Origin of the sequence: Desulfotignum balticum DSM 7044 (assembly GCF_000421285.1) — a bacterium.
GTDB lineage: Bacteria > Desulfobacterota > Desulfobacteria > Desulfobacterales > Desulfobacteraceae > Desulfotignum > Desulfotignum balticum.
On sequence record NZ_ATWO01000001.1, the window covers coordinates 4,280,018 to 4,298,459 of the forward strand.

An 18,442-nucleotide genomic window follows, 5' to 3' on the forward strand; every position below is an offset into this window, starting at 1 on the left:
GTCTATCAGATATGCAAGATCTGGATACCAATAGAACTCACCAAGTCAAAATGACCGGGGGCGCCAGCGGACACATCATCCGCCGCACCTTTTCGGTCTGTCCGGTCTGCCTGAAACGGATCCCGGCCTGTCATGTCCAGACGGAGACTGCGGTTTTCATGGTAAAAGAGTGCCCGGCGCACGGGTTTTTCTCCACCCCGGTCTGGCGCAATCATGTTTCCATCACAGAGTGGATCGGGGATGTCCCGGAAATCCGGGACGGGGAAAACCTGGACTGCCCCCATGCCTGCGGCCTGTGCCCGGATCACCAGCGGGAAACCTGCTGCGTGCTTTTGGAGGTCACCGGGCAATGCAACCTGCACTGCCGGTTCTGTTTTGCCGATGCAGCCCCGGCACCGGACCCGACGCTGAAAACTGTCAAGGCATGGCTGGACCAGCTGGCCGTTCCCGGCAAAACCCTGGTGCAGCTGTCCGGCGGAGAGCCCACGGTGAGAGACGATCTGCCGGAAATCATCCGCCATGCCAGACAAGCCGGGTGTGCCCATGTCCAGCTGAACACCAATGGCATCCGGCTGGGGCAGAACCGGGAATATGCCGGACACCTGGCAGAGGCCGGGCTGTCTTTTGTCTTTCTCCAGTTCGACGGAATGGATGACGATGTTTACCGGACCCTGCGGGGAAAACCGCTCCTGGACATCAAAAAGAAAGCCATCACCCATTGCGGAGAATTCGGCATAGGGGTGACCCTGGTGCCTACCCTGGTCCCGGAGGTCAATGTCCACCAGATCGGGGCCATCATCGATTACGGCATCACCCTGTCCCCATGGGTGAGAGGGGTCCATTTCCAGCCGGTCAGTTTTTTCGGCCGGATCCCGCAGATGCCCTCGGATCGGATGCGCCTGACCCTGGACCAGCTCATGGCGGAGATCGAAACCCAGACGGATGGCAAGATTGCAAAGCAGCACCTGCTCAGCTCCCGGTTCAACCACCCGCTGTGCAAGTTCCACGGGGATTTTGTGGTCCTGCCGGACAGCCTCATGCCCCTGTCCCACCCCCGGGACCGGTCCGGGCAGTGCGGTGACCTCCCTGTCACCGTGGACCAGAACCGGGCCTTTATCACCCGGCGGTGGCAGCGCCCGGATCCGGCTCTGATGTCACCGGCCTGTTGTGCGCCTTCCAGGTGCTGTCCCTCTTCCGGAAACATCGCCCCCTCCCGCTGCTGCAACCCCGACGCGCTGACTGCGCCCCGTGAAAGACGGTCTCCTGACATGCCGGCTGACACCCCGTTTCCCATGCAGCCGCCCCCGGACTCCCTGGACCTGGATTATTTCATGAACCGGGTGAAAACCCATGGGTTCACCCTCACTTCCATGGCGTTCCAGGATGCAGGCAACCTGGACCTGGAACGGCTCCGGCGCTGCAGCCTGCACGTGTTTGACAACGGCCGGTTCGTCCCGTTCTGCGCCTATTACCTGTCGGGCTGGCAGCAGAAGGAAGGGGCCTCATGATTTCCCCCATTCCCCCCTGGACAGCCCAAAGAACCGGCCTGGGCTCCCGGCTGTCCCCGGACACCCTGGAGGAGTGGCAGCTGGAACAGTTCCGTCAGGTGATCCAATATGCCCGGGGAAAAAGCCGGTTTTACCGCAGACACCTGGCTCATGTGGACCTTGGGGCAGTCACCCGCCGGGAAGACCTGGCCGGCATCCCGTTCACGTTTCCCAAAGACATTGCCGAGCAGGGCACCCGGATGGTGTGCATCTCCGCGGGAGAGATCTCCCGGATCACCACCCTGTTCACCTCCGGAAGTCAGGGTCCCCCCAAGCGGATCTGTTTCACCCGGAACGATCTGAACCGGACCATTGATTTTTTCGCCCACGGCATGTCCACCCTGGTCACCCCGAAAGACCGTGTGATGATCTGCATGTCCAGCAGAACCCCTGACAGTATCGGGGACCTGCTGCAAAAAGGCCTGTCTTGCATCGGGGTGTCCTCGCTGATCTACGGCAATATCAGGGATCCGGACCATGCCGCCGGCCGGGCCGGGGAGTTTGACTGCCTGGTGGGGCTGCCCGCGGAAATGCATTTTCTGGTACGGACCGCCCCCGGTCTCCGGCCGGCCACGGTGCTGCTCAGTGCGGACTATGTGCCGGACAGCATCATCCAGGCCCTGGAATCCACCTGGCAGTGCCGGGTGTTCACCCATTACGGCATGACGGAAACCGGTTACGGCGGCGGGGTCCAGTGCGGGGCCCGGCAGGCGTATCACCTGCGGGACGCCGACCTGCTGGTGGAAATCGTGGACCCGGACACGAGCAGCCCCCTGCCCCCGTCCCGGACCGGGGAGGTGGTCCTGACCACGCTCCAGAATGAGGCCATGCCCCTGATCCGTTACCGCACCGGGGATCTGGCAAAGATGGCTGCCGATTCCTGCCCCTGCGGTGCGTCCCTGCACCGCCTGGACAAGGTGTCCGGCCGTCTGGCCAACTCGGTCCGCCTGGACGATCAGACCTGCCTGAGCCTGGCACACCTGGATGAAGTCATTTACGCAATCCCGGGTCTCCGGGGATACCGGGCAGCGGTCCATCCCCCCCGGCAGGTTCACCTGACCCTTGACATGGGCGAAAAAGAAGGGGAGCCGGGACTGGTGGATCAATTAAAAAAAACGCTTTCCCTCCCCGTGGAGATCACCCTCGGGTACACACCGCTTCCGTCCTGCACCCCCAATGGAAAGCGGGTCCTGACCCTGGGATAGGCCTGGACATATCCAGAAAATTTTCTTGCCGTTTTGATTCAAAACCGGCAATATCTGTTTCCAGTCAGTGACAATTAAAACCAACCATTATCAACTGAGGACAGGTATGGAAAACATCAGTGTCTGCGGCATGGACTTAAAGGATTACTTGATTGAAATGGAGGAGTTTCACGGCGGCCGGTCTCCCGGAATGCTGGTGGGCGCGGTTCTGCTGGATGCGACAATGGCACGGATGCAACACACCGAGGCGCTGGGCGTTGTGGCTGAAACCATCAACTGCCTTCCGGATGCGGTTCAACTGCTGACCCCCTGTACCGTGGGCAATGGATTGCTCCGCATTTTCAACTGGAGCAAATTTGCCATCACCGCCTATGACCGTACAACCTTCAAAGGGGTCCGGGCATGGCTGGTGGCCGAGGCAATACCGGACTGGCCTGCGGTCCATCAATGGTTCAACCGCCCCGATCCCCTGAAAGGGTTGCCCCCGTTTGACGAACTGGCGGAGTCATTCCTGGCCGGCCGGCACGCCCTGGTGGATACTTCAGAAGCCATTGTCCTCGACAGCAAGCTTACGGATGATCATCCCAGGGAAACAGGTCTGTGTCCTCAGTGCCGGGAATCCTATCCCTTGAGCTGGGGCGGCACATGCCCGGCGTGCCAGGGCTTGGCATATTATACCGTGACAAAAACTCCGGGATGACACAACGGTGCCCTCACACCGGGGTAGCCGTCAAGCATTTCCCGATGACAGACAGCGCATACGTCACGATGCCATTTCCACCCTTGTGAGTAATGATTTCAATTTGCTGCATTCATTTGAAACTGAGATGTCTGAGCTTTTCAGTCAGAACCGCTGCAGCCGGCCTGACCGCCATCCTTTCTTTCATGTACAGGCTGATCTGATCGGCCCGGATTTCAAACTCTTTAAACAAGGGGATCAGCCGGCCGGTTTTCAGATGTTTCATCACCGTATATCTTGGGACAAAACCCACGCCGGCAGAGGCCAGGCAGGCCTCGATGATGCCGCGGATATGGTTGATCTGGGTGATCCGGGTAATCCGAATCGGGAGGGTATCGGGCAATGCAGAGATAAAATTGGCCCACCAGTCCATATCTTTGTCCATGGACAGAATGTTGCAGCGGCCCAGATCCGCCACTTCCGATATCCGCTGTTTCTCCGCGTAAGCCCGGGTCGCGATTACGGCATACTCCTCCCGGAGAAGCGGAATAACACGGAGTTCCGGCCGATTGTGGGGTTTGCAGTCGATAATGATATCCAGTTCGTCATCCAAAAGAGGCTGGATCAGGTTATGACTCAATGTAAAATCAATGTGGATCTCCGGATGAGCCTCGAGAAATGGAACCAGTTGACGGATGACGACATTGATCCCGAACTCAACTGTGGCCCCGAGGCGTATTGTTTCCGGGATATTACGGGTATCCAGAAGCTGTTTTTCCACCCGGTCCAGTTCTTCAAAAACAGTCCGGCAACTTTTGAACAGAACCTGGCCCTCCGGAGTCAGGGCAAAGCCGTTTTTCCGCTTTTCCGTCAACGTCAGTTCAAGGCTGTCTTCGAGGGCCTTAATGGCGTGGCTGACCGCTGACTGGGTGACGAAAAGCTTCCGGGCACACCGCGAATAATTCTTGGCCCTGGCCAGGGTATAAAATGTCTTCAACTTATTCAGATCCATACACTACCGCTTATTAGTTTTCTTCAAACTCAATATGAAAATTATGAATTTTTCTTATATATCATCTGTGTGGTATAAACAAAAGCAAATTAACCCATAATGGAGGAACCGCCCATGTCAAACGCCGTCACCACCATCCAGTGCCCTGAAAACGAAGCCGTTCTGTCCTATCTTCCGGGCAGCCCCGAAAAAGACAGCCTGAAAAAAACGATAGCTGAAATGAAATCCGTGTGCATCGACATTCCCCTGATCATCAATGGCAGGGAAATCAGGACCGGACAGACGGGAACCTGTACTATCCCCCACAACCACGCCCACGTTCTTGCCACCTACCACATGGCAGGGCCCGAGGAAGTCCGGATGGCCGTTGATGCGGCAGTCAACGCCCAAAAGGAGTGGGCCGCTCTTTCATGGGAGCATCGCCTGGCCATCTTTCTCAAAGCAGCGGAACTGATCAAAGGGCCCTGGCGGGACACCCTGAATGCCGCCACCATGCTGGGTCAGAGTAAAACCGTATATGAGGCAGACGCGGATTCGGCCTGCGAACTCATGGACTTTTTCCGGTACAATGCCTGGTTCGTCCGGCGGATTATAGAGGAACAGCCCGGCTGCGCCCCCGGCATGCTGAACCGGATAGAATACCGCCCTCTGGAGGGTTTTGTCTTTGCGGTCACCCCGTTCAATTTCACGGCCATCGGGGGCAATCTGCCGACATCACCCGCCATGGCCGGTAATACTGTGGTCTGGAAACCTGCTTCAACAGCTGTTTTTTCCAATTATTTCGTTATGCAGATGCTCAGGGAGGCCGGACTCCCCGACGGAGTGATCAACTTCATTCCCGGTCCCGGCAGTATGGTCGGTCCCATGGTCATGGCGGACCAAATGTTCGCCGGCGTTCACTTCACCGGGTCTACCGCCACTTTCAACACCCTTTGGCGGACCATCGGGAAAAATCTTGAAACCTACAGAAGTTATCCACGGATCGTCGGGGAAACCGGCGGCAAGGACTTTTTATTCGCCCATGCTTCAGCAGACCCGGAAAGAGTGGCCCAGGCCATCATCGGCGGGGGATATTCCTACCAGGGGCAGAAATGTTCGGCCACCTCGCGGGTCTATCTGCCTGAATCCCTTTGGCCCGGCATCCGCAGCCGTCTTGAATCTGAACTGGCGGATCTGAAGACAGGGGATGTGGAAGATTTTACCAGCTACATGGGTGCGGTCATCGATGCCGCTGCTTTTAATTCCATCAAGAGCGCCATCGAATACGCCCGGTCCTCCGGCTGGGCAGAGGTCATCCTGGGGGGACACTGCGATGACGCAACCGGGTATTTCATCACGCCGACCGTCATCCTAACAACCGATCCGCATTTCAAGACAATGGAAGAAGAGATCTTCGGCCCTGTGGTCACTGTTTATGTTTACAGGGATGACGAATTTGAAGCCACCCTGGATCTTTGCGAGTCCACATCGGCATACGCTCTGACAGGTGCGGTCTTTGCCCGGGACAGACAGGTCATTGCGCGGATGGAACAGCACCTGTCTTATGCTGCCGGGAATCTGTATATCAACGACAAGACCACCGGCGCCTTTGTCGGCCTTCAACCTTTCGGCGGTGCCAGAGGTTCCGGAACCAATGAAAAGGTGGGCAGTAAACAGAACATTTCCAGATGGATGAGTCCCCGGACCATCAAGGAAAATTTCGCTCCTTCACTGGAGTGGCGCATAGAGCTGATGCAGCAGTCCTGAGGATTTAAAACCGTTTTTACAGCCGATCCAGGACGGCCTGACAACTGCTTGTGGAAAGGTGCATGTACCCTGTATCCGATGGTTCGGTGCTGGAAAGAGACGGAGTGCAGACCGCACGCCCCGTTTCGGTACGTTCCACCCGGACGTGCACGCCATAGACAGTACACAGCCGTTCTCCGGTCAAGACCTTACCAGGTGGACCCTGGGCGAGGATGGCGCCCCCGTGCAGCAGGATCACTCTGGCATTCAATGCAAAGGCCTGATCAGGATCATGGGTGGACAGGATCACGGCATGTCCGCTCGTGTTAGCGAGCCCGGCAATCCGTGCAAGTACGCGGGCCTGATTGCCGAAATCCAGTCCGGCTGTGGGTTCATCCATCACCAGCACCGGCGCTTCCTGCACCAGTGCGCGGGCGATCATCACCATCTGCCGCTGCCCGCCCGAAAGGTGTGAATAATCCGCCCCTGACAGATGATCGATACCCAGCCGTGCAAGGGCCTTGCTCGCCGCTGCCTTGTCCAGGGCTGACGGAGCCGAAAGCAACCCGATCCGCGCCGTCCGCCCCATCAGCACGACTTCTTCGACTTCATAGGGAAAGGGCGGCACATGGGACTGGGGAACATAGGCGAGACTGCGCGCGATATCAGAACGGCTGAGGCGGGACAGGTCCTGACCGTTCAACAGCACGCGTCCCCCCAAAGGCGGAAGCAGGCCCAGAAGCGTCCGGAAGAGCGTGGTCTTGCCGCAGCCATTTGGGCCGAGCAGGCAGACAATCTCGCCGGGGGCCACTGTCAGCGACAGGCCGCGGCCGACCAGGTGCAGACCATGCCCGATGGAAAGATTTTCCGCCGTAATCATGACCACCCCCGGCGCCCCCGGGCGAGCAGATAGAGAAAAAAAGGCGCACCCAACACCGCTGTCAGGATACCGAGCGGAATCTCGATTGTGGACAATGTCCGGCACAGCGTATCGACCAGCAACAGATATCCGGCCCCGAGGATGGCTGAAACCGGCAGAACTGCGGCAAAACCCGGCCCCACGATCATCCGGGCGATATGGGGAATCACCAGCCCCACCCAGCCCACAATGCCCGCTACTGCCACGACCGAGGCTGTGATCAGGGTTGCCGCGGCGATGACCACCAGCCGCAGACGGGGCGCATCCACACCGAGCGCACGCGCCTCATCATCCCCAAGGCTCAGCAGGTTGATCCGCCAGCGCAACAGGACCAGCGGCACAAGGCCAGTGATGACCGCAGGCAGCACCGGCCTCAGATCGGCCCGCGTGATGCTGGCAAGCGATCCCAGCAGCCAGAAGGTGATCGCGGGCAACTGGTCATATGGATCGGCCATGACCTTCAGCAGCGACGTAGCCGCCCCTGCCAGCGCGCCCATCACAACCCCGGTCAACACCAGAACCAGTGTCTGGTCTACCCTGGGCACAGCCTGTGCCACAAAGATCACCAGCACCACCGCACCCATGCCGCCAAGGAATGCAAAGCCCTGAATAGCGATCACCGGCAGCGACAGGAAGATACCGCAAACCGCCCCCAGTGCCGCCCCCGAGGAGACCCCCAGAATGTCGGGCGACACCAGCGGGTTCCGGAACAGCACCTGATAGGATGCACCAGCCGCTGCCAGTGCCGCACCCACAAGCATGGCCGCCAGCACCCGCGGCAGGCGGATGTTCCAGATCACAACCTCGGCGGTGCCGCCCGCACGGCCTGACAGCGCGGCAAGAACTTCGGTCAACGACAGCCCGAACGGACCAATGCTCAGTGCCGCCAGCGCCCCGGCCGCCAGTATCAGCGACAGCACTGCCAGCGCGGACAGGCGGCGCATCATGCGTGCAGGGGGCAGTTTCCCGTCAGTCATGGCAGCAGGCGATCGAGCTGGTCTTCGGTCAGATCGACGTGATACCACAGGTGGTAATGGGCACGCGCGCTTTCGCGCAGGTTAATCTGACAGCGGTCAGGAAAAAAGACCGCTGCCATCCAGTCCAGCCCGATCATGCGGTTGATCGAGGGCGGGCCGTCAATCCAGCCGAAGGGCAAAACGGGTGACAGATGCAAGTGTCCTTCCCGCACTGCGCGCATTTCCGACCAGAACGGATTGTCACGGCAGCCGGCAAAAAACTGGCGGTCCCATGTCACGATCACATCCGGATCCGCGGCCAGCAGGGCTTCGAAACTGACCTGCACAAGGCCGCGCCCTGTCTCGGCCCGGCCCAGCACATTCACTCCGCCGGCGCGTTCCAGAATTTCGGTGTTAATCGAGCCAACAACCCCGCTCTCCAGCCCATCAGGGCCACGGGCCATATAGGCGCGTGGGCGTTCAGCCCCGGGGATCCCGGCCAGCAGGGTGTCAATGTGTGCAAAGGTCGCTTCGGCATCCTGTGCCAGGGTCTCGCCACGTTCGGGGACTCCCAGGGCCTCACCCAGGAGGCGCAGTGCGGCAGGTGTGTTCTCGAACCGCCCGTCAATCAGGATATAGGGGATGCCGGTCTGTTCCTGCACCCGGTTCGCCAGATCGACATACATGTCGAGCACGGACCCGAAATCAAGGATCAGCGAGGGCTGCAGGGCCACAACGCGTTCAAGACCGGCCTTGCCGCCCTGTCCGGTCAGGGTGCCAATGGCCGGCAGATCCGCATAGGGGGCGGCGAGAAATTCACGTGTCTCCGCCCGGTTGGCGCGGGACCAGCCCAACATCCGGTCGGGGGCCATGACATAGAGCAGGATCGCGGCCGGCGGGCCGGCGGCAAACACCGTTTCGACCCGCTCAGGCAGTTGGACCACCCGTCCGGCACTGTCGGTGATGGTACGAGTGTTCTGGGCCTGTGCCGGCAAGGCCAGTAGGACTGCGGCAATGGCTGCAAAGGTAAAACGGATCATGCAGTGCATCCTCATAGCAATTTATAAACGTCAATTAAATTTCTTAAACTACATTTCTGCGGACAGGAGGTCAAGTGTTTTTTCACACAGAAAAAATTGAGGCCTGGAAAGAATCCATGACATGAAAACCATCCGCCACACCGGGGCAACCGTCAGGCACTTCCCGGTGACAACTGCAAAGACAGACTTAAAGATACGGGCAGTTTACATCACCCAATTCAACTGAAATCCGTCACGATTCCATTTTCACCCTGTCCTTAGGATCGACAGAGGAGGCACTGATCCATCGCAGCAGCAGTAGAACCAGGAATCCGGATGATCAAGAGACAGGCGCAGACCAGGGCGATACCCAGCTCACCGCTGGAGATATTCAGGTAAACGGCGATGGGCAGGGTCACCCGGAAAAAAATCTGACCCGCTGTCAATCCCAGCGTTCGTGCCGCCTGTTCATACCGGATATCGATGGCTGCAAACGCGGCACGGCCGGTCCGGGTCATAATGGGCGCGGCAATCAGGGTCTGGGCCAGAATGGTCCCCCAGGGGGTGAAAAGCATTTCAATCCCCACCTGGTCCAGCACACTGCGGACCGGATCGCTGCCTAAAAGAAAGAGAAGCCCCACACCGGCTACCAACGGTGTCATGGTCATGGGCAGATCCATCAGGGTTTCCAGCAGCAATTTACCCCTGAAAGCACGGCGTGCCAGGACATGGCCCGCAGGAATTCTCAGGAACCCGGCGATCACCTCGGCATGAAAGTACGCTTCCGGGATGGGCACCATCCTGATCCGGTCCTGATCAACGATTTCCTTTTTTTTTCTCATGATATCCTTTCATTCATCATATCTTATCAATCGGCTGGCAGATGCCCATTGCAACCATCCGTGTTTCCCATCCCTGAACCTTTCACCATCATTCATCCGTAAATTTGGTTATACAGCCGTCTCTCCGAGCGAGACCCTTACCGGCTGCGGTCGCAAAACCGGTTCCATCCCATCAGGTATGCCGCTCCGGCAATGGTCGTCCCATAAAAGACAACGGGTTTTTCCACCAAAAATTCCGGCAGAGTTCCATTGACCAGGGTAGTCCCGGTCACCAGCAGCAGATCCGCCCATTTTATGACCTCCCGGCAAGCTTTCGGAGACTCGATCATCACGTCGAACCGGTCCTCACCGATATTGTCCACATCCATGTCCAGCACCCGGACCGGAAATCTGCCCGCCAGTGTTTCCACCATCCGCGGCTGGAAACCGACAATCCCGATGTTGCCCCTCCCATACCGGTGATCGATGTGATCCGCCAGGGCCCGGGCACAGTCTGCCGGCTCCTGGTCCCGGCAGTGCACCGTTCCGGTGGTCAGGGCCAGGCGCCGGAGCGCTGCATTCAGAGATGCCACAAAAACAGCCCGGCGGTAATTGTTGACCATGGGTGTATTTAGAATACCTTCCAGGGTCCCCTCATAATTTCCGAACCGGTCGGTGAATGCCTGTCCTGCCGCACCGTCGATGGTCGCCTCCATCAATCTTTCCCGCCCTTTCTGGAGCGGAAAGTCATCCGCTTCCGGATTCCCTATGGCCTCTTCCGTACTCAGGACCCTGGCCGTGACCTGGACGGTTTCACCCATCAACCCGTGGCGGGTGAATATATCCGCTGCCCGGCCTGTCAATTCCGTGTAAACGTTTTTCATTGGATATCTCTCCTAATTTTTCCGCCCTTGGTGGTCTCTTTTTCCATTTTATTTTACCCCATTCCCTGACACCGGGATGTGCTCGGTCACCCTGCCGTTTTCCAGCCGCACCAGGTAATCAGCCATACACGCGATCTCCTCCATCTGGTGGGACACATAAAGAATGGGAATCCGGAAACGGGTGCTCAGGGTTCGGATGTAAGGAAGCAGTTCCTCTTTGCGGGCCTGGTCCAAGGATGCCAGGGGTTCGTCCATGAGCAACAGTTGCGGGCTGCACAACAGGGCCCGGCCAATGGCCACCCGCTGTTTTTCCCCACCGGACAACCGGGCCGGCCTGCGTTTCAGCAATGATTCAATCCCCAGGAGCGATACCACCGGATCAACCCCCACGAACCGGTCCGACGGCTTCAGCCGGTTCATGCCAAAGGTCAGGTTGGCCTGGACTGTGAGATGGGGAAACAGCCGGGCTTCCTGGAACACGTATCCGATCCGGCGTTTTTCAGGGGGAAGAAGGATCCCTTTATCGCCGTCAAAGCAGCAGCGGTCCCCGATGGTGATCCGTCCCCGGTCCGGCCGGGAAAGACCGGCCACCATGTTCACCACAGAGGTTTTACCTGCACCGGAAGGCCCGAACAGGGCGGTGACCCCGGCCTGTTCGGCGGCAAACGCGATATCAAGATAAAACTCCCCCTGCTGTTTCTGAACACAGACATCCACCCAGTTTTTTTTACGGGTACCGCTTTTTTTTCTGCCGTCCGTCACTGCTGTCATTGTCATCCTTTCATGAGTGTATCAAACCGTCTGGCCATCCATTCGGACAGCAACAGAGCGGTCATGGCCAGGGCCACGGAAATAATGCACAACCGCAATGCACCGGCCTCGCCATCCGGCACCTGAGTAAGAGAATACAGGGCCAGAGGAAGGGTCTGGGTTTCCCCCCGGATGTTGGAAACAAAGGTGATGGTGGCGCCGAACTCCCCCAGGCTTCTGGCAAAGGCAAGGATGGTCCCGGTGATGATCCCGGGCACCATCAGGGGCAGGGTGATTGTGAAAAACACCCGCATCCGTCCCGCCCCCAGGGTCCTGGCTGCATCTTCCAGACCCGGATCCACGGCATCGGCCGACAGCCGTACCGCCCGGACCAGCAGGGGAAAGGCCATGACCGCCGCGGCAACGGCTGCACCTTTCCAGGTGAAGGCCAGGGTGATCCCGAAGGTATTGTAGAGAAATCCGCCGATGATTCCTTTTCTGCCCAGGAGCACCAGCAGCAGATACCCGGTGACCACCGGCGGCAGCACCAGAGGCAGATGGATGAGTCCGTCCACCAGGCCCTTGCCCGGAAACCGGTACCGGGACAGGACCCAGGCGGCACCAATGCCTGCCGGAAGGCTCACCGCCACCGCCAGAAAAGACACCTTGAGGCTGAGCCCCAGGACCTCCCATTCCATGAGGGTGAGGTGCCATCCCTCCATCAGCGGACAGTGAATCCGTATGCTTCAAACACCCGGGCTGCGGGTTCTGCCTGCAGAAAATCAAGAAATGACCGGGCTGCCGGACTGTGTTTCACCAGGGCCGCCGGGTAGATAATGGGCGGGTGACTCTCTTCGGGGAAATACCCGGCCACCCGCACTTTGTCACTGATGGCCGCATCCGTGGCATAGACCTGGCCCAGGGGGCATTCCCCCCGTTCCACCAGGACCAGGGCGGCCCGAACATCCTTGGTCCGGGCCACCCGGTCTGCAATGGCATCCCAGAGTCCCAGCTGCTGCATGGCGTTTTTACCGTACATTCCGGCCGGCACGTGATCCGGATCCCCCATGGACAGACGACCCTCCCCCAGGATGCCGGCCAGGTCCAGGCCGGCATCCACCCGGAGTCCGTCAATGGGGCTGTCCCCGGGGACGATCAGCACCAGGCTGTTGCCCAGCAGGTCCCGGCGGCTTTCCGTGACAATAATCCCCTTTTCCGCCAGGTAGTTCATCCATTTGGGATTGGCCGACAGATAAATATCGGCAGGCGCCCCGTTTTCAATCTGTTTGGCCAGGGTGGAAGAAGAGGCAAAGGAAAGGCGGATCTTTACCGGATGCTCCTTTTCATACAGGGCCGCAATATCTGTGACAGCGTTGGTGGTGGAAGCCGCAGCAAAGAGGGTGATGGTCTCTGTCCCGGCCCATGCCGGCCGGCCCATACCGATTACCAGCGTCAAAAGGAAAGCAGCCACTGCCATACATCCAAACTGTTTTTTCTTCATGTTCATCTCCTTATGTTTTAAACAGCATTCTTGTATTGATCATGCAGTCTCCTCACTGTATGCTTGTACCACAAGGTAATCAATGCTAAATATGAAGCTTATAAAAGTCAATATATTTTTTTAAACGTCATATCGGCAACAGTGATTTGCAATCACAGGAGGCCTTCATGGAAAACACACCGGGAAAGATTGACAACCGGATCAAACATTACCGCCAGAAAGCCGGGTTGTCCCAGACCGGACTGGCGGAAATGGTGGGGATCAAACGCCAGGCCATTTACGATATTGAATCCGGCCGGTATCTGCCCAATACCGGTGTGGCCCTCAAACTGGCCAAACATTTAGCCTGCCGGGTGGAGGATTTGTTCTATGAAACCGTGTCAACGGCCGACTGCCCTCTGATCATGGGGGAAGATGTCCCGCCCGGCAATGGGCGGGTATCGGTGGTCATCATCCGGGACAAGCTGGTGGTCTATCCCGTGGATGGCCGGTTCACCTTCCCCAGCCAGATGCAGCCGGCCGACGGCGTGTTTAAAAAGGAAAATGGACAGATCCGGTTTTTCACCCCGGACACCTGCCTGGAACAGAACATCCTGATCACGGGGTGTGATCCGGCGTTCTCTCTTCTGTCGGCCCATGCCTCCCGGGTGGATCCCCGACTGCGGGCGTTTTGCCGGTTCGGCTCCACCCATGCCGCCATTGACCGCCTGGCCCATGGCAAAACCCACCTGGCCGGCCTGCACCTGCACAATCAGACGGACGAGGAAGCCAATGTGGCCCTTGCCCGCCGGAAAATGGCCGGGACTGTCGGGGCACTGGTCATGGGGTTTTCCTTTATGGAGGAAGGCTTGATGGTGGCCCGGGGCAATCCGTTGAACATCCGGACCGCCGCCGACCTGGCCCGCCCCGGCATCCGGTTTGTCAACCGGGAATCCGGCGCAGCCCTGCGCGTGCTCCTGGATGAACTGCTGGCAGGATCCAGCATCCCCGGGACCGCTGTTCCGGGATACGACATCCTGGTGGACGGCCATAACCAGGGGGCCCAGATGATCGCCTGGGGGATGGCGGATGCCGCCTTGGGCCTCCACCCTGTGGCCCAGGCCTTTAACCTGGATTTTGTCCCCCTGGCCGAAGTCCGGTGTGACCTGGTGGTGCCCGCCGACCTGGTGGATGCCCCCCGGATCCAAATCATTCTGGATGTGCTTCAGAGCCGGGGATTCAGGGATGAGCTCGCCCTGCTTCCCGGGTACAGTCAAACCAAGACCGGAACCACCATTGCCGCATTCTGACCCTGGTCCGTTACTTCCTGTATCATCCACCCGGCCTGTTTTTTGAATCTCATCATTGTTTCCCCTGCCAGGCATCTGATCCGCAAAAAATCTTTTTTCCGATATATTTTTATTGACATGTCGCCACAATACCATTATGAAACAGCTATAATATAGTTGTGTCAATTTAAGCATAACGAAGGAGCCCTGATCGGTCCGTCAGACCACAACACCCGGAACCATTTCCTTTTTCTGACGGTTCCGGCACATCGGGGTTCCCCAACACGGAGGTAAGAAAACGATGAGGTATGCCGAAGCCGGGTATAACCTGGAGATTGATTTGACGCGGGGGAATATCGAGCGAGTGGAGACTGATCCGGATCTGATGGCACGCCACCTGGGCGGCCTGGGAACCAGTGTAAAAATTCACTACGACCGCGTGCCCCCGGAAACCCAGGCCTTTGATCCGGAAAATCTGCTGGTTTTCAGCAACGGCCTGTTGTGCGGAACCCCGGCTTTCAGTGCCAACCGCACCCTGGTCAGTTTTATTTCACCCCAGACCCATTTGCTGGCCTATCCCATGATGGGCGGTTTCTGGGCCTCTGAACTCAAGTATGCCGGATATGACAAGGTGATTGTCCGGGGCAAGTCCCCCAAGCTGATTTATATCTGGATTCACAATGACAAGGTGGAGATCCGGGACGCGTCCCACCTCAAGGGGAAAGGGGCCATCGAGACCCAGGAGATGATCCGTGCGGAACTCAATGAGCCCAATGCCCAGGTCCTGGCCATCGGACTGGGCGGGGAAAACAGGTGTTTCACCGCTTCCATCGAACAGTCCCGCTCCAGCTCCAGCCGGGGCGGCGGTGGTGCGGTCCTGGGGGACAAGAACCTCAAGGCCATCGCCGTCCGGGGAACCAAACCGGTGCACCTGGCCCGGGGGGCTGAATTCATGGAACATCTCAAGGAGGTCCGCCAATATATTGACTTCCGGAATGAAAACCCGATTCCCGAGGTCATGCCCATCCTTTCGGGGATCGGTTCTCCGCAGATGATGAAGCATGTGGATGAACAGTGGCATACCGAGGCCTTTGCCTGGGGGAACGCCCGGACAAGGCGAAAGGGATTCTGGACCAAGGAAATCGAAGAAAGCTGGGAAAAGAGTCAGCGCAGCGCCATCAAACGGTTCATTTCCTGTTACAACTGTCCCCAGCAGTGCGGAGCCCTGATCAACATTGAAGGAGTACCTCCCTATATGATCAAATGTTTCTCCAAGCTGACCTATGCCATGGCGGCCCATGTGGATGATCTGGATTTTTCCTGGCGGATCTGCCACAAAGCCTTTGAATATGGACTGGATTCCTTTTCCACCCCCCAGATCCTGGCGTTCGGGATCGAGCTTTACGAAGCCGGCATCCTGACGGACGAAGATTTCAAGGGATGCCCCACGGACAAGGAAGGACGGTTTTTCTGGCTGCTTGACCGAGTGGCCCGGCGGGAGGGGATCGGCGATGTCCTGGCCGACGGCACCTACTGGGCGGCCAGACGGATCGGAAACGGGGCGGAAGCCTTTGATCACAATACCACCAAAAAACATGAGCAGATGAATATCAAGTTGGGCATGCTGGATCCCATGTATTTTCTCATGTACGCCACCAATGAAAAAATCAGCATCACCCAGATCGAAGGCAACTGGCCCCAGGCCCCGTTCCCGGACAAGGAAAAACGAAAATCGTTTGTCAAGAACTGGCCCCAGCTCCCAAATGACCGGTTCAAGGAATATTTTCTTCAATGGGAACCCAGGGGGGAAAAATCCAATCCCGAATTCCCGACACCGGACATGTGTTCAGAAATCGTGGACTGGATGGAAATGCTCCACAATATTGACGATGCTTTAGGGATATGTGCGGGCATGGGCTCTTTCTGCCTGAAACCGCCCTACCATATTCACAACTATCACAAGCTGGTTTCAGCGGCCACCGGCATGGATGTGGGCCAGGAAGATCTGAAGACGATCGTCAAGCGCAGCCGAAACCTGCACCGGGCGTTCAACAATATCCGGGGCATGTGCCGGGCCGATGAAAAGCCGCCGGAAGATCACTGGAAGCACCGGTTCCCGGAACTGGAAGAAAATTTATTGACCACCTATTACCGGTTCAAGGGCTGGACCGACGAAGGGGTGCCCACCCGGAAACTTTTGGAAGAGCTGGACCTGGATTATGTGGCGGATGACCTGGAACAAAGGGGGATATTGAAAAATGGCCAAGATAACCAAGAAAATTAAAACCATCAAAGTGGATGCGGACAAATGCAATGGATGCCGGACCTGTGAAATTGTCTGCTCCGCTCATCATTCCACACCCAGATACAGCACGGTCAATCCGGCCGCATCCCGGATCCATGTGATCACCCGCCGCTTGAGGGATATCTGGCTGCCGGTATTTGCCGGAGAATACACCCCGGCGGAATGCAACGGCCGGGACAAATATGTGATAGACGGCAAAGAGTATGATGAATGTGCCTTCTGCCGGGCCGCCTGCCCGTCCCGGGACCTGTTCAAGGACCCGGATTCAGGTCTCCCCCTGAAATGCGACATGTGTGAAGGCGAAGACATGCCCCTGTGTGTCGAATGGTGCCTCAACGATGTGCTGATCTATGAAGAACGGGAAGAAGAGGTGGATGAAGAGGTGCTTCTGGACGAAATGGAAACCGGCCTGGAGGCGTTGATGGAAAAATTCGGCCGTGACAAGGTGGAATCGACCCTGAACCGCATGAGCCGGAATGGATAATCCCACTCCCCAAAAGGCAGGTGTCATAAAAACCCATCCCATCGCCGGTTATGAATCAGCCCTGAAAATGACCCTGGGTGCCATCTCACCCCTGAAAGGCGGCAAAGAGATGGATCTGGGAGATTGCCTTCATCGGGTCCTTTCCGCAGACATCCATTCCATGGTCAACTCCCCTTCCGTGGATGCGTCAATGAAGGACGGGTATGCGGTTGTTTCCGATGAGATCCGGGATGCCACGCCTGAAAATCCCGTGCAATTGAAACTCACGGGCATGATGGCGGCCGGGGGAGATGCCCGCCTGCGGGTCGAGCCGGGAACCACGGTCCGGATACTGACCGGGGCCGGGATTCCTGCCGGCGCCACAGCGGTTCTGGCCGGGGAGTTTGCCAGGTGTGACCGGGAATGGGTCACTGTGTTCAACCATGCCGAACCGGGCCGGAACATTCTGAAGGCCGGCATGGATATCTGTGCCGGAGAACAAGTGGCTCAAAAGGGCACCATACTGAATCCGGGCCTGATCGGGACCATTGCCGCTGCCGGTTTCGGCCGGGTCCCGGTGTATCACCGGCCCCGGGTCGCCATCCTGGCAACCGGTGACGAACTGGTGGTTCCCGGAGACCCGTTACCGGACGGGAAAGTCTATGCCAGCAACCTGGAAATGCTCAAGGCCTGGTGTCGGCAATTCGGCATGTCCACCAGCTTCCAGCTGCTCCAAGACACCCCGAAGATCATCTCCCATGCCATGGAAACAGCGGCCGCTACCCATGACGTCCTCATCACCAGCGGCGGGGCCTGGACAGGAGACAGGGATTTCATTGCTCAAACCCTGGCATCCCTGGGATGGAAAAAGGTGTTTCATGCCATCCGCATGGGACCCGGCAAAGCCGTCGGGTTCGGCATGCTCCAGGATAAGCCGGTGTTCATTCTCCCGGGCGGCCCCCCTTCGAACCTGACCGCTTTTCTGCAGATTGCCCTTCCCGGACTGCTCAAGCTGGCCGGACACCGGCGGCCCGGTCTGCCCGAAATCCGGGTCAGGCTTCAAACCTCCCTGGACGGCAGCCATGTTGACTGGACGGAGTTCGTGTATGGTTCTCTGGTGCCAGGAGACACCCACACCGGGTTCCAGCCGTTGGAACTGACCCGGCGGCTCCGGTCCATGGCCTTTGCTCAAGCGGCCGTGGCCATTCCCGAGGGGATCTCCTGCCTGCCCGAGGGCAGCATTGTCACGGCCCAGGTGTTCCCTTGAACCTGAAACAAAAAGAAAGCCCTTGAACCCTGGTATTCAAATCCGCCGGAATCGGCCATAGAAAGAAAAATGGCATCAGTCTGTTTTTTCACATAACCATTAATGACACAGGTAGAAAAAC

17 protein-coding genes are annotated in these 18,442 nt (G+C 58.1%); 8 read left to right on the forward strand and 9 right to left on the reverse strand.

From position 1 onward, the window contains the following. Positions 1-11: 11 nt before the first annotated feature. From trsS to K365_RS0121475, 3 genes are all read left to right on the forward strand, one after another. Positions 12-1,508, forward strand: a complete 1,497-nt coding sequence (gene trsS / locus K365_RS0121465) for a radical SAM (seleno)protein TrsS (protein ID WP_084489962.1) — start codon at positions 12-14, stop codon at positions 1,506-1,508. Then, positions 1,505-2,752, forward strand: coding sequence for a DVU_1553 family AMP-dependent CoA ligase (locus tag K365_RS0121470; protein ID WP_024336248.1), 1,248 nt, complete (start codon positions 1,505-1,507; stop codon positions 2,750-2,752). Before trsS ends, K365_RS0121470 begins: the two co-directional genes overlap by 4 nt. Positions 2,753-2,858: 106 nt before the next feature. After that, positions 2,859-3,452, forward strand: a complete 594-nt coding sequence (locus tag K365_RS0121475) for a formylmethanofuran dehydrogenase subunit E family protein (RefSeq protein ID WP_024336249.1) — start codon at positions 2,859-2,861, stop codon at positions 3,450-3,452. 112 nt (positions 3,453-3,564) lie between these two features. On the opposite strand, the gene K365_RS0121480 is transcribed toward K365_RS0121475, so the two are convergent. Continuing rightward, positions 3,565-4,428, reverse strand: coding sequence for a LysR family transcriptional regulator (locus K365_RS0121480; protein WP_169432976.1), 864 nt, complete (start codon positions 4,426-4,428; stop codon positions 3,565-3,567). Positions 4,429-4,557: 129 nt separating this feature from the next. On the opposite strand from K365_RS0121480, the gene pruA reads away from it, so the two are divergent. After that, positions 4,558-6,189 carry an L-glutamate gamma-semialdehyde dehydrogenase gene (gene pruA, locus K365_RS0121485; protein ID WP_024336251.1) on the forward strand — a complete coding sequence of 544 codons (1,632 nt, stop codon included), beginning with the start codon at positions 4,558-4,560 and terminating at the stop codon, positions 6,187-6,189. Positions 6,190-6,205: 16 nt separating this feature from the next. Here pruA and K365_RS0121490 read toward each other — a convergent pair whose 3' ends face one another. From K365_RS0121490 to modA, 8 genes are all read right to left on the reverse strand, one after another. Beyond that, complete coding sequence (locus tag K365_RS0121490; protein WP_024336252.1) at positions 6,206-7,048, reverse strand: ABC transporter ATP-binding protein; 843 nt, start codon at positions 7,046-7,048, stop codon at positions 6,206-6,208. Further along, positions 7,045-8,064 (reverse strand): FecCD family ABC transporter permease, encoded by a 1,020-nt coding sequence (locus tag K365_RS0121495; protein WP_051147949.1) that lies wholly within the window; start codon positions 8,062-8,064, stop codon positions 7,045-7,047. The genes K365_RS0121490 and K365_RS0121495 overlap by 4 nt, the downstream gene beginning before the upstream one ends. Continuing rightward, a complete protein-coding gene (locus K365_RS0121500) occupies positions 8,061-9,083 on the reverse strand; it encodes an ABC transporter substrate-binding protein (protein WP_029725683.1) in 1,023 nt (340 codons plus the stop codon). Before K365_RS0121500 ends, K365_RS0121495 begins: the two co-directional genes overlap by 4 nt. Before the next feature lie 257 nt (positions 9,084-9,340). Further along, positions 9,341-9,904: an ABC transporter permease subunit gene (locus tag K365_RS0121505; protein ID WP_024336255.1), complete on the reverse strand. Its 564-nt coding sequence runs from the start codon at positions 9,902-9,904 to the stop codon at positions 9,341-9,343. Between the two features lie 137 nt (positions 9,905-10,041). Then, positions 10,042-10,767: a Rossmann-like domain-containing protein gene (locus K365_RS0121510; RefSeq protein WP_024336256.1), complete on the reverse strand. Its 726-nt coding sequence runs from the start codon at positions 10,765-10,767 to the stop codon at positions 10,042-10,044. 48 nt (positions 10,768-10,815) lie between these two features. Next, complete coding sequence (gene modC, locus K365_RS0121515; protein WP_245569234.1) at positions 10,816-11,538, reverse strand: molybdenum ABC transporter ATP-binding protein; 723 nt, start codon at positions 11,536-11,538, stop codon at positions 10,816-10,818. Between the two features lie 2 nt (positions 11,539-11,540). Continuing rightward, positions 11,541-12,239 carry a molybdate ABC transporter permease subunit gene (modB, locus tag K365_RS0121520; protein WP_024336258.1) on the reverse strand — a complete coding sequence of 233 codons (699 nt, stop codon included), beginning with the start codon at positions 12,237-12,239 and terminating at the stop codon, positions 11,541-11,543. Beyond that, complete coding sequence (gene modA / locus K365_RS0121525) at positions 12,239-13,018, reverse strand: molybdate ABC transporter substrate-binding protein (protein WP_245569235.1); 780 nt, start codon at positions 13,016-13,018, stop codon at positions 12,239-12,241. Before modA ends, modB begins: the two co-directional genes overlap by 1 nt. 167 nt (positions 13,019-13,185) lie before the next feature. Between modA and K365_RS0121530 the strand changes: the two genes are divergently transcribed. The 4 genes from K365_RS0121530 to K365_RS0121550 all read left to right on the forward strand — a co-directional run bounded on the left by K365_RS0121530 (position 13,186) and on the right by K365_RS0121550 (position 18,321). Further along, the gene (locus tag K365_RS0121530; protein WP_024336260.1) at positions 13,186-14,307 is read left to right on the forward strand and encodes an XRE family transcriptional regulator; all 1,122 of its coding nucleotides are present in this window, start codon (positions 13,186-13,188) and stop codon (positions 14,305-14,307) included. Positions 14,308-14,587: 280 nt separating this feature from the next. Further along, the gene (locus K365_RS0121540) at positions 14,588-16,570 is read left to right on the forward strand and encodes an aldehyde ferredoxin oxidoreductase C-terminal domain-containing protein (protein ID WP_024336261.1); all 1,983 of its coding nucleotides are present in this window, start codon (positions 14,588-14,590) and stop codon (positions 16,568-16,570) included. After that, the gene (locus K365_RS0121545; protein WP_024336262.1) at positions 16,545-17,075 is read left to right on the forward strand and encodes a 4Fe-4S dicluster domain-containing protein; all 531 of its coding nucleotides are present in this window, start codon (positions 16,545-16,547) and stop codon (positions 17,073-17,075) included. Before K365_RS0121540 ends, K365_RS0121545 begins: the two co-directional genes overlap by 26 nt. Continuing rightward, the gene (locus K365_RS0121550) at positions 17,068-18,321 is read left to right on the forward strand and encodes a molybdopterin molybdotransferase MoeA (protein ID WP_245569236.1); all 1,254 of its coding nucleotides are present in this window, start codon (positions 17,068-17,070) and stop codon (positions 18,319-18,321) included. Before K365_RS0121545 ends, K365_RS0121550 begins: the two co-directional genes overlap by 8 nt. Positions 18,322-18,442: the final 121 nt, after the last annotated feature.

Coding starts and splice junctions, on each gene's coding strand:
- trsS (WP_084489962.1), top strand. CDS start 12: ATGCAAGATCTGGATACCAATAGAACTCACCAAGTCAAAATGACCGGG.
- K365_RS0121470 (WP_024336248.1), top strand. CDS start 1,505: ATGATTTCCCCCATTCCCCCCTGGACAGCCCAAAGAACCGGCCTGGGC.
- K365_RS0121475 (WP_024336249.1), top strand. CDS start 2,859: ATGGAAAACATCAGTGTCTGCGGCATGGACTTAAAGGATTACTTGATT.
- pruA (WP_024336251.1), top strand. CDS start 4,558: ATGTCAAACGCCGTCACCACCATCCAGTGCCCTGAAAACGAAGCCGTT.
- K365_RS0121490 (WP_024336252.1), bottom strand. CDS start 7,048: ATGATTACGGCGGAAAATCTTTCCATCGGGCATGGTCTGCACCTGGTC.
- K365_RS0121495 (WP_051147949.1), bottom strand. CDS start 8,064: ATGACTGACGGGAAACTGCCCCCTGCACGCATGATGCGCCGCCTGTCC.
- K365_RS0121500 (WP_029725683.1), bottom strand. CDS start 9,083: ATGATCCGTTTTACCTTTGCAGCCATTGCCGCAGTCCTACTGGCCTTG.
- K365_RS0121505 (WP_024336255.1), bottom strand. CDS start 9,904: ATGAGAAAAAAAAAGGAAATCGTTGATCAGGACCGGATCAGGATGGTG.
- K365_RS0121510 (WP_024336256.1), bottom strand. CDS start 10,767: ATGAAAAACGTTTACACGGAATTGACAGGCCGGGCAGCGGATATATTC.
- modC (WP_245569234.1), bottom strand. CDS start 11,538: ATGACAGCAGTGACGGACGGCAGAAAAAAAAGCGGTACCCGTAAAAAA.
- modB (WP_024336258.1), bottom strand. CDS start 12,239: ATGGAGGGATGGCACCTCACCCTCATGGAATGGGAGGTCCTGGGGCTC.
- modA (WP_245569235.1), bottom strand. CDS start 13,018: ATGAAGAAAAAACAGTTTGGATGTATGGCAGTGGCTGCTTTCCTTTTG.
- K365_RS0121530 (WP_024336260.1), top strand. CDS start 13,186: ATGGAAAACACACCGGGAAAGATTGACAACCGGATCAAACATTACCGC.
- K365_RS0121540 (WP_024336261.1), top strand. CDS start 14,588: ATGAGGTATGCCGAAGCCGGGTATAACCTGGAGATTGATTTGACGCGG.
- K365_RS0121545 (WP_024336262.1), top strand. CDS start 16,545: ATGGCCAAGATAACCAAGAAAATTAAAACCATCAAAGTGGATGCGGAC.
- K365_RS0121550 (WP_245569236.1), top strand. CDS start 17,068: ATGGATAATCCCACTCCCCAAAAGGCAGGTGTCATAAAAACCCATCCC.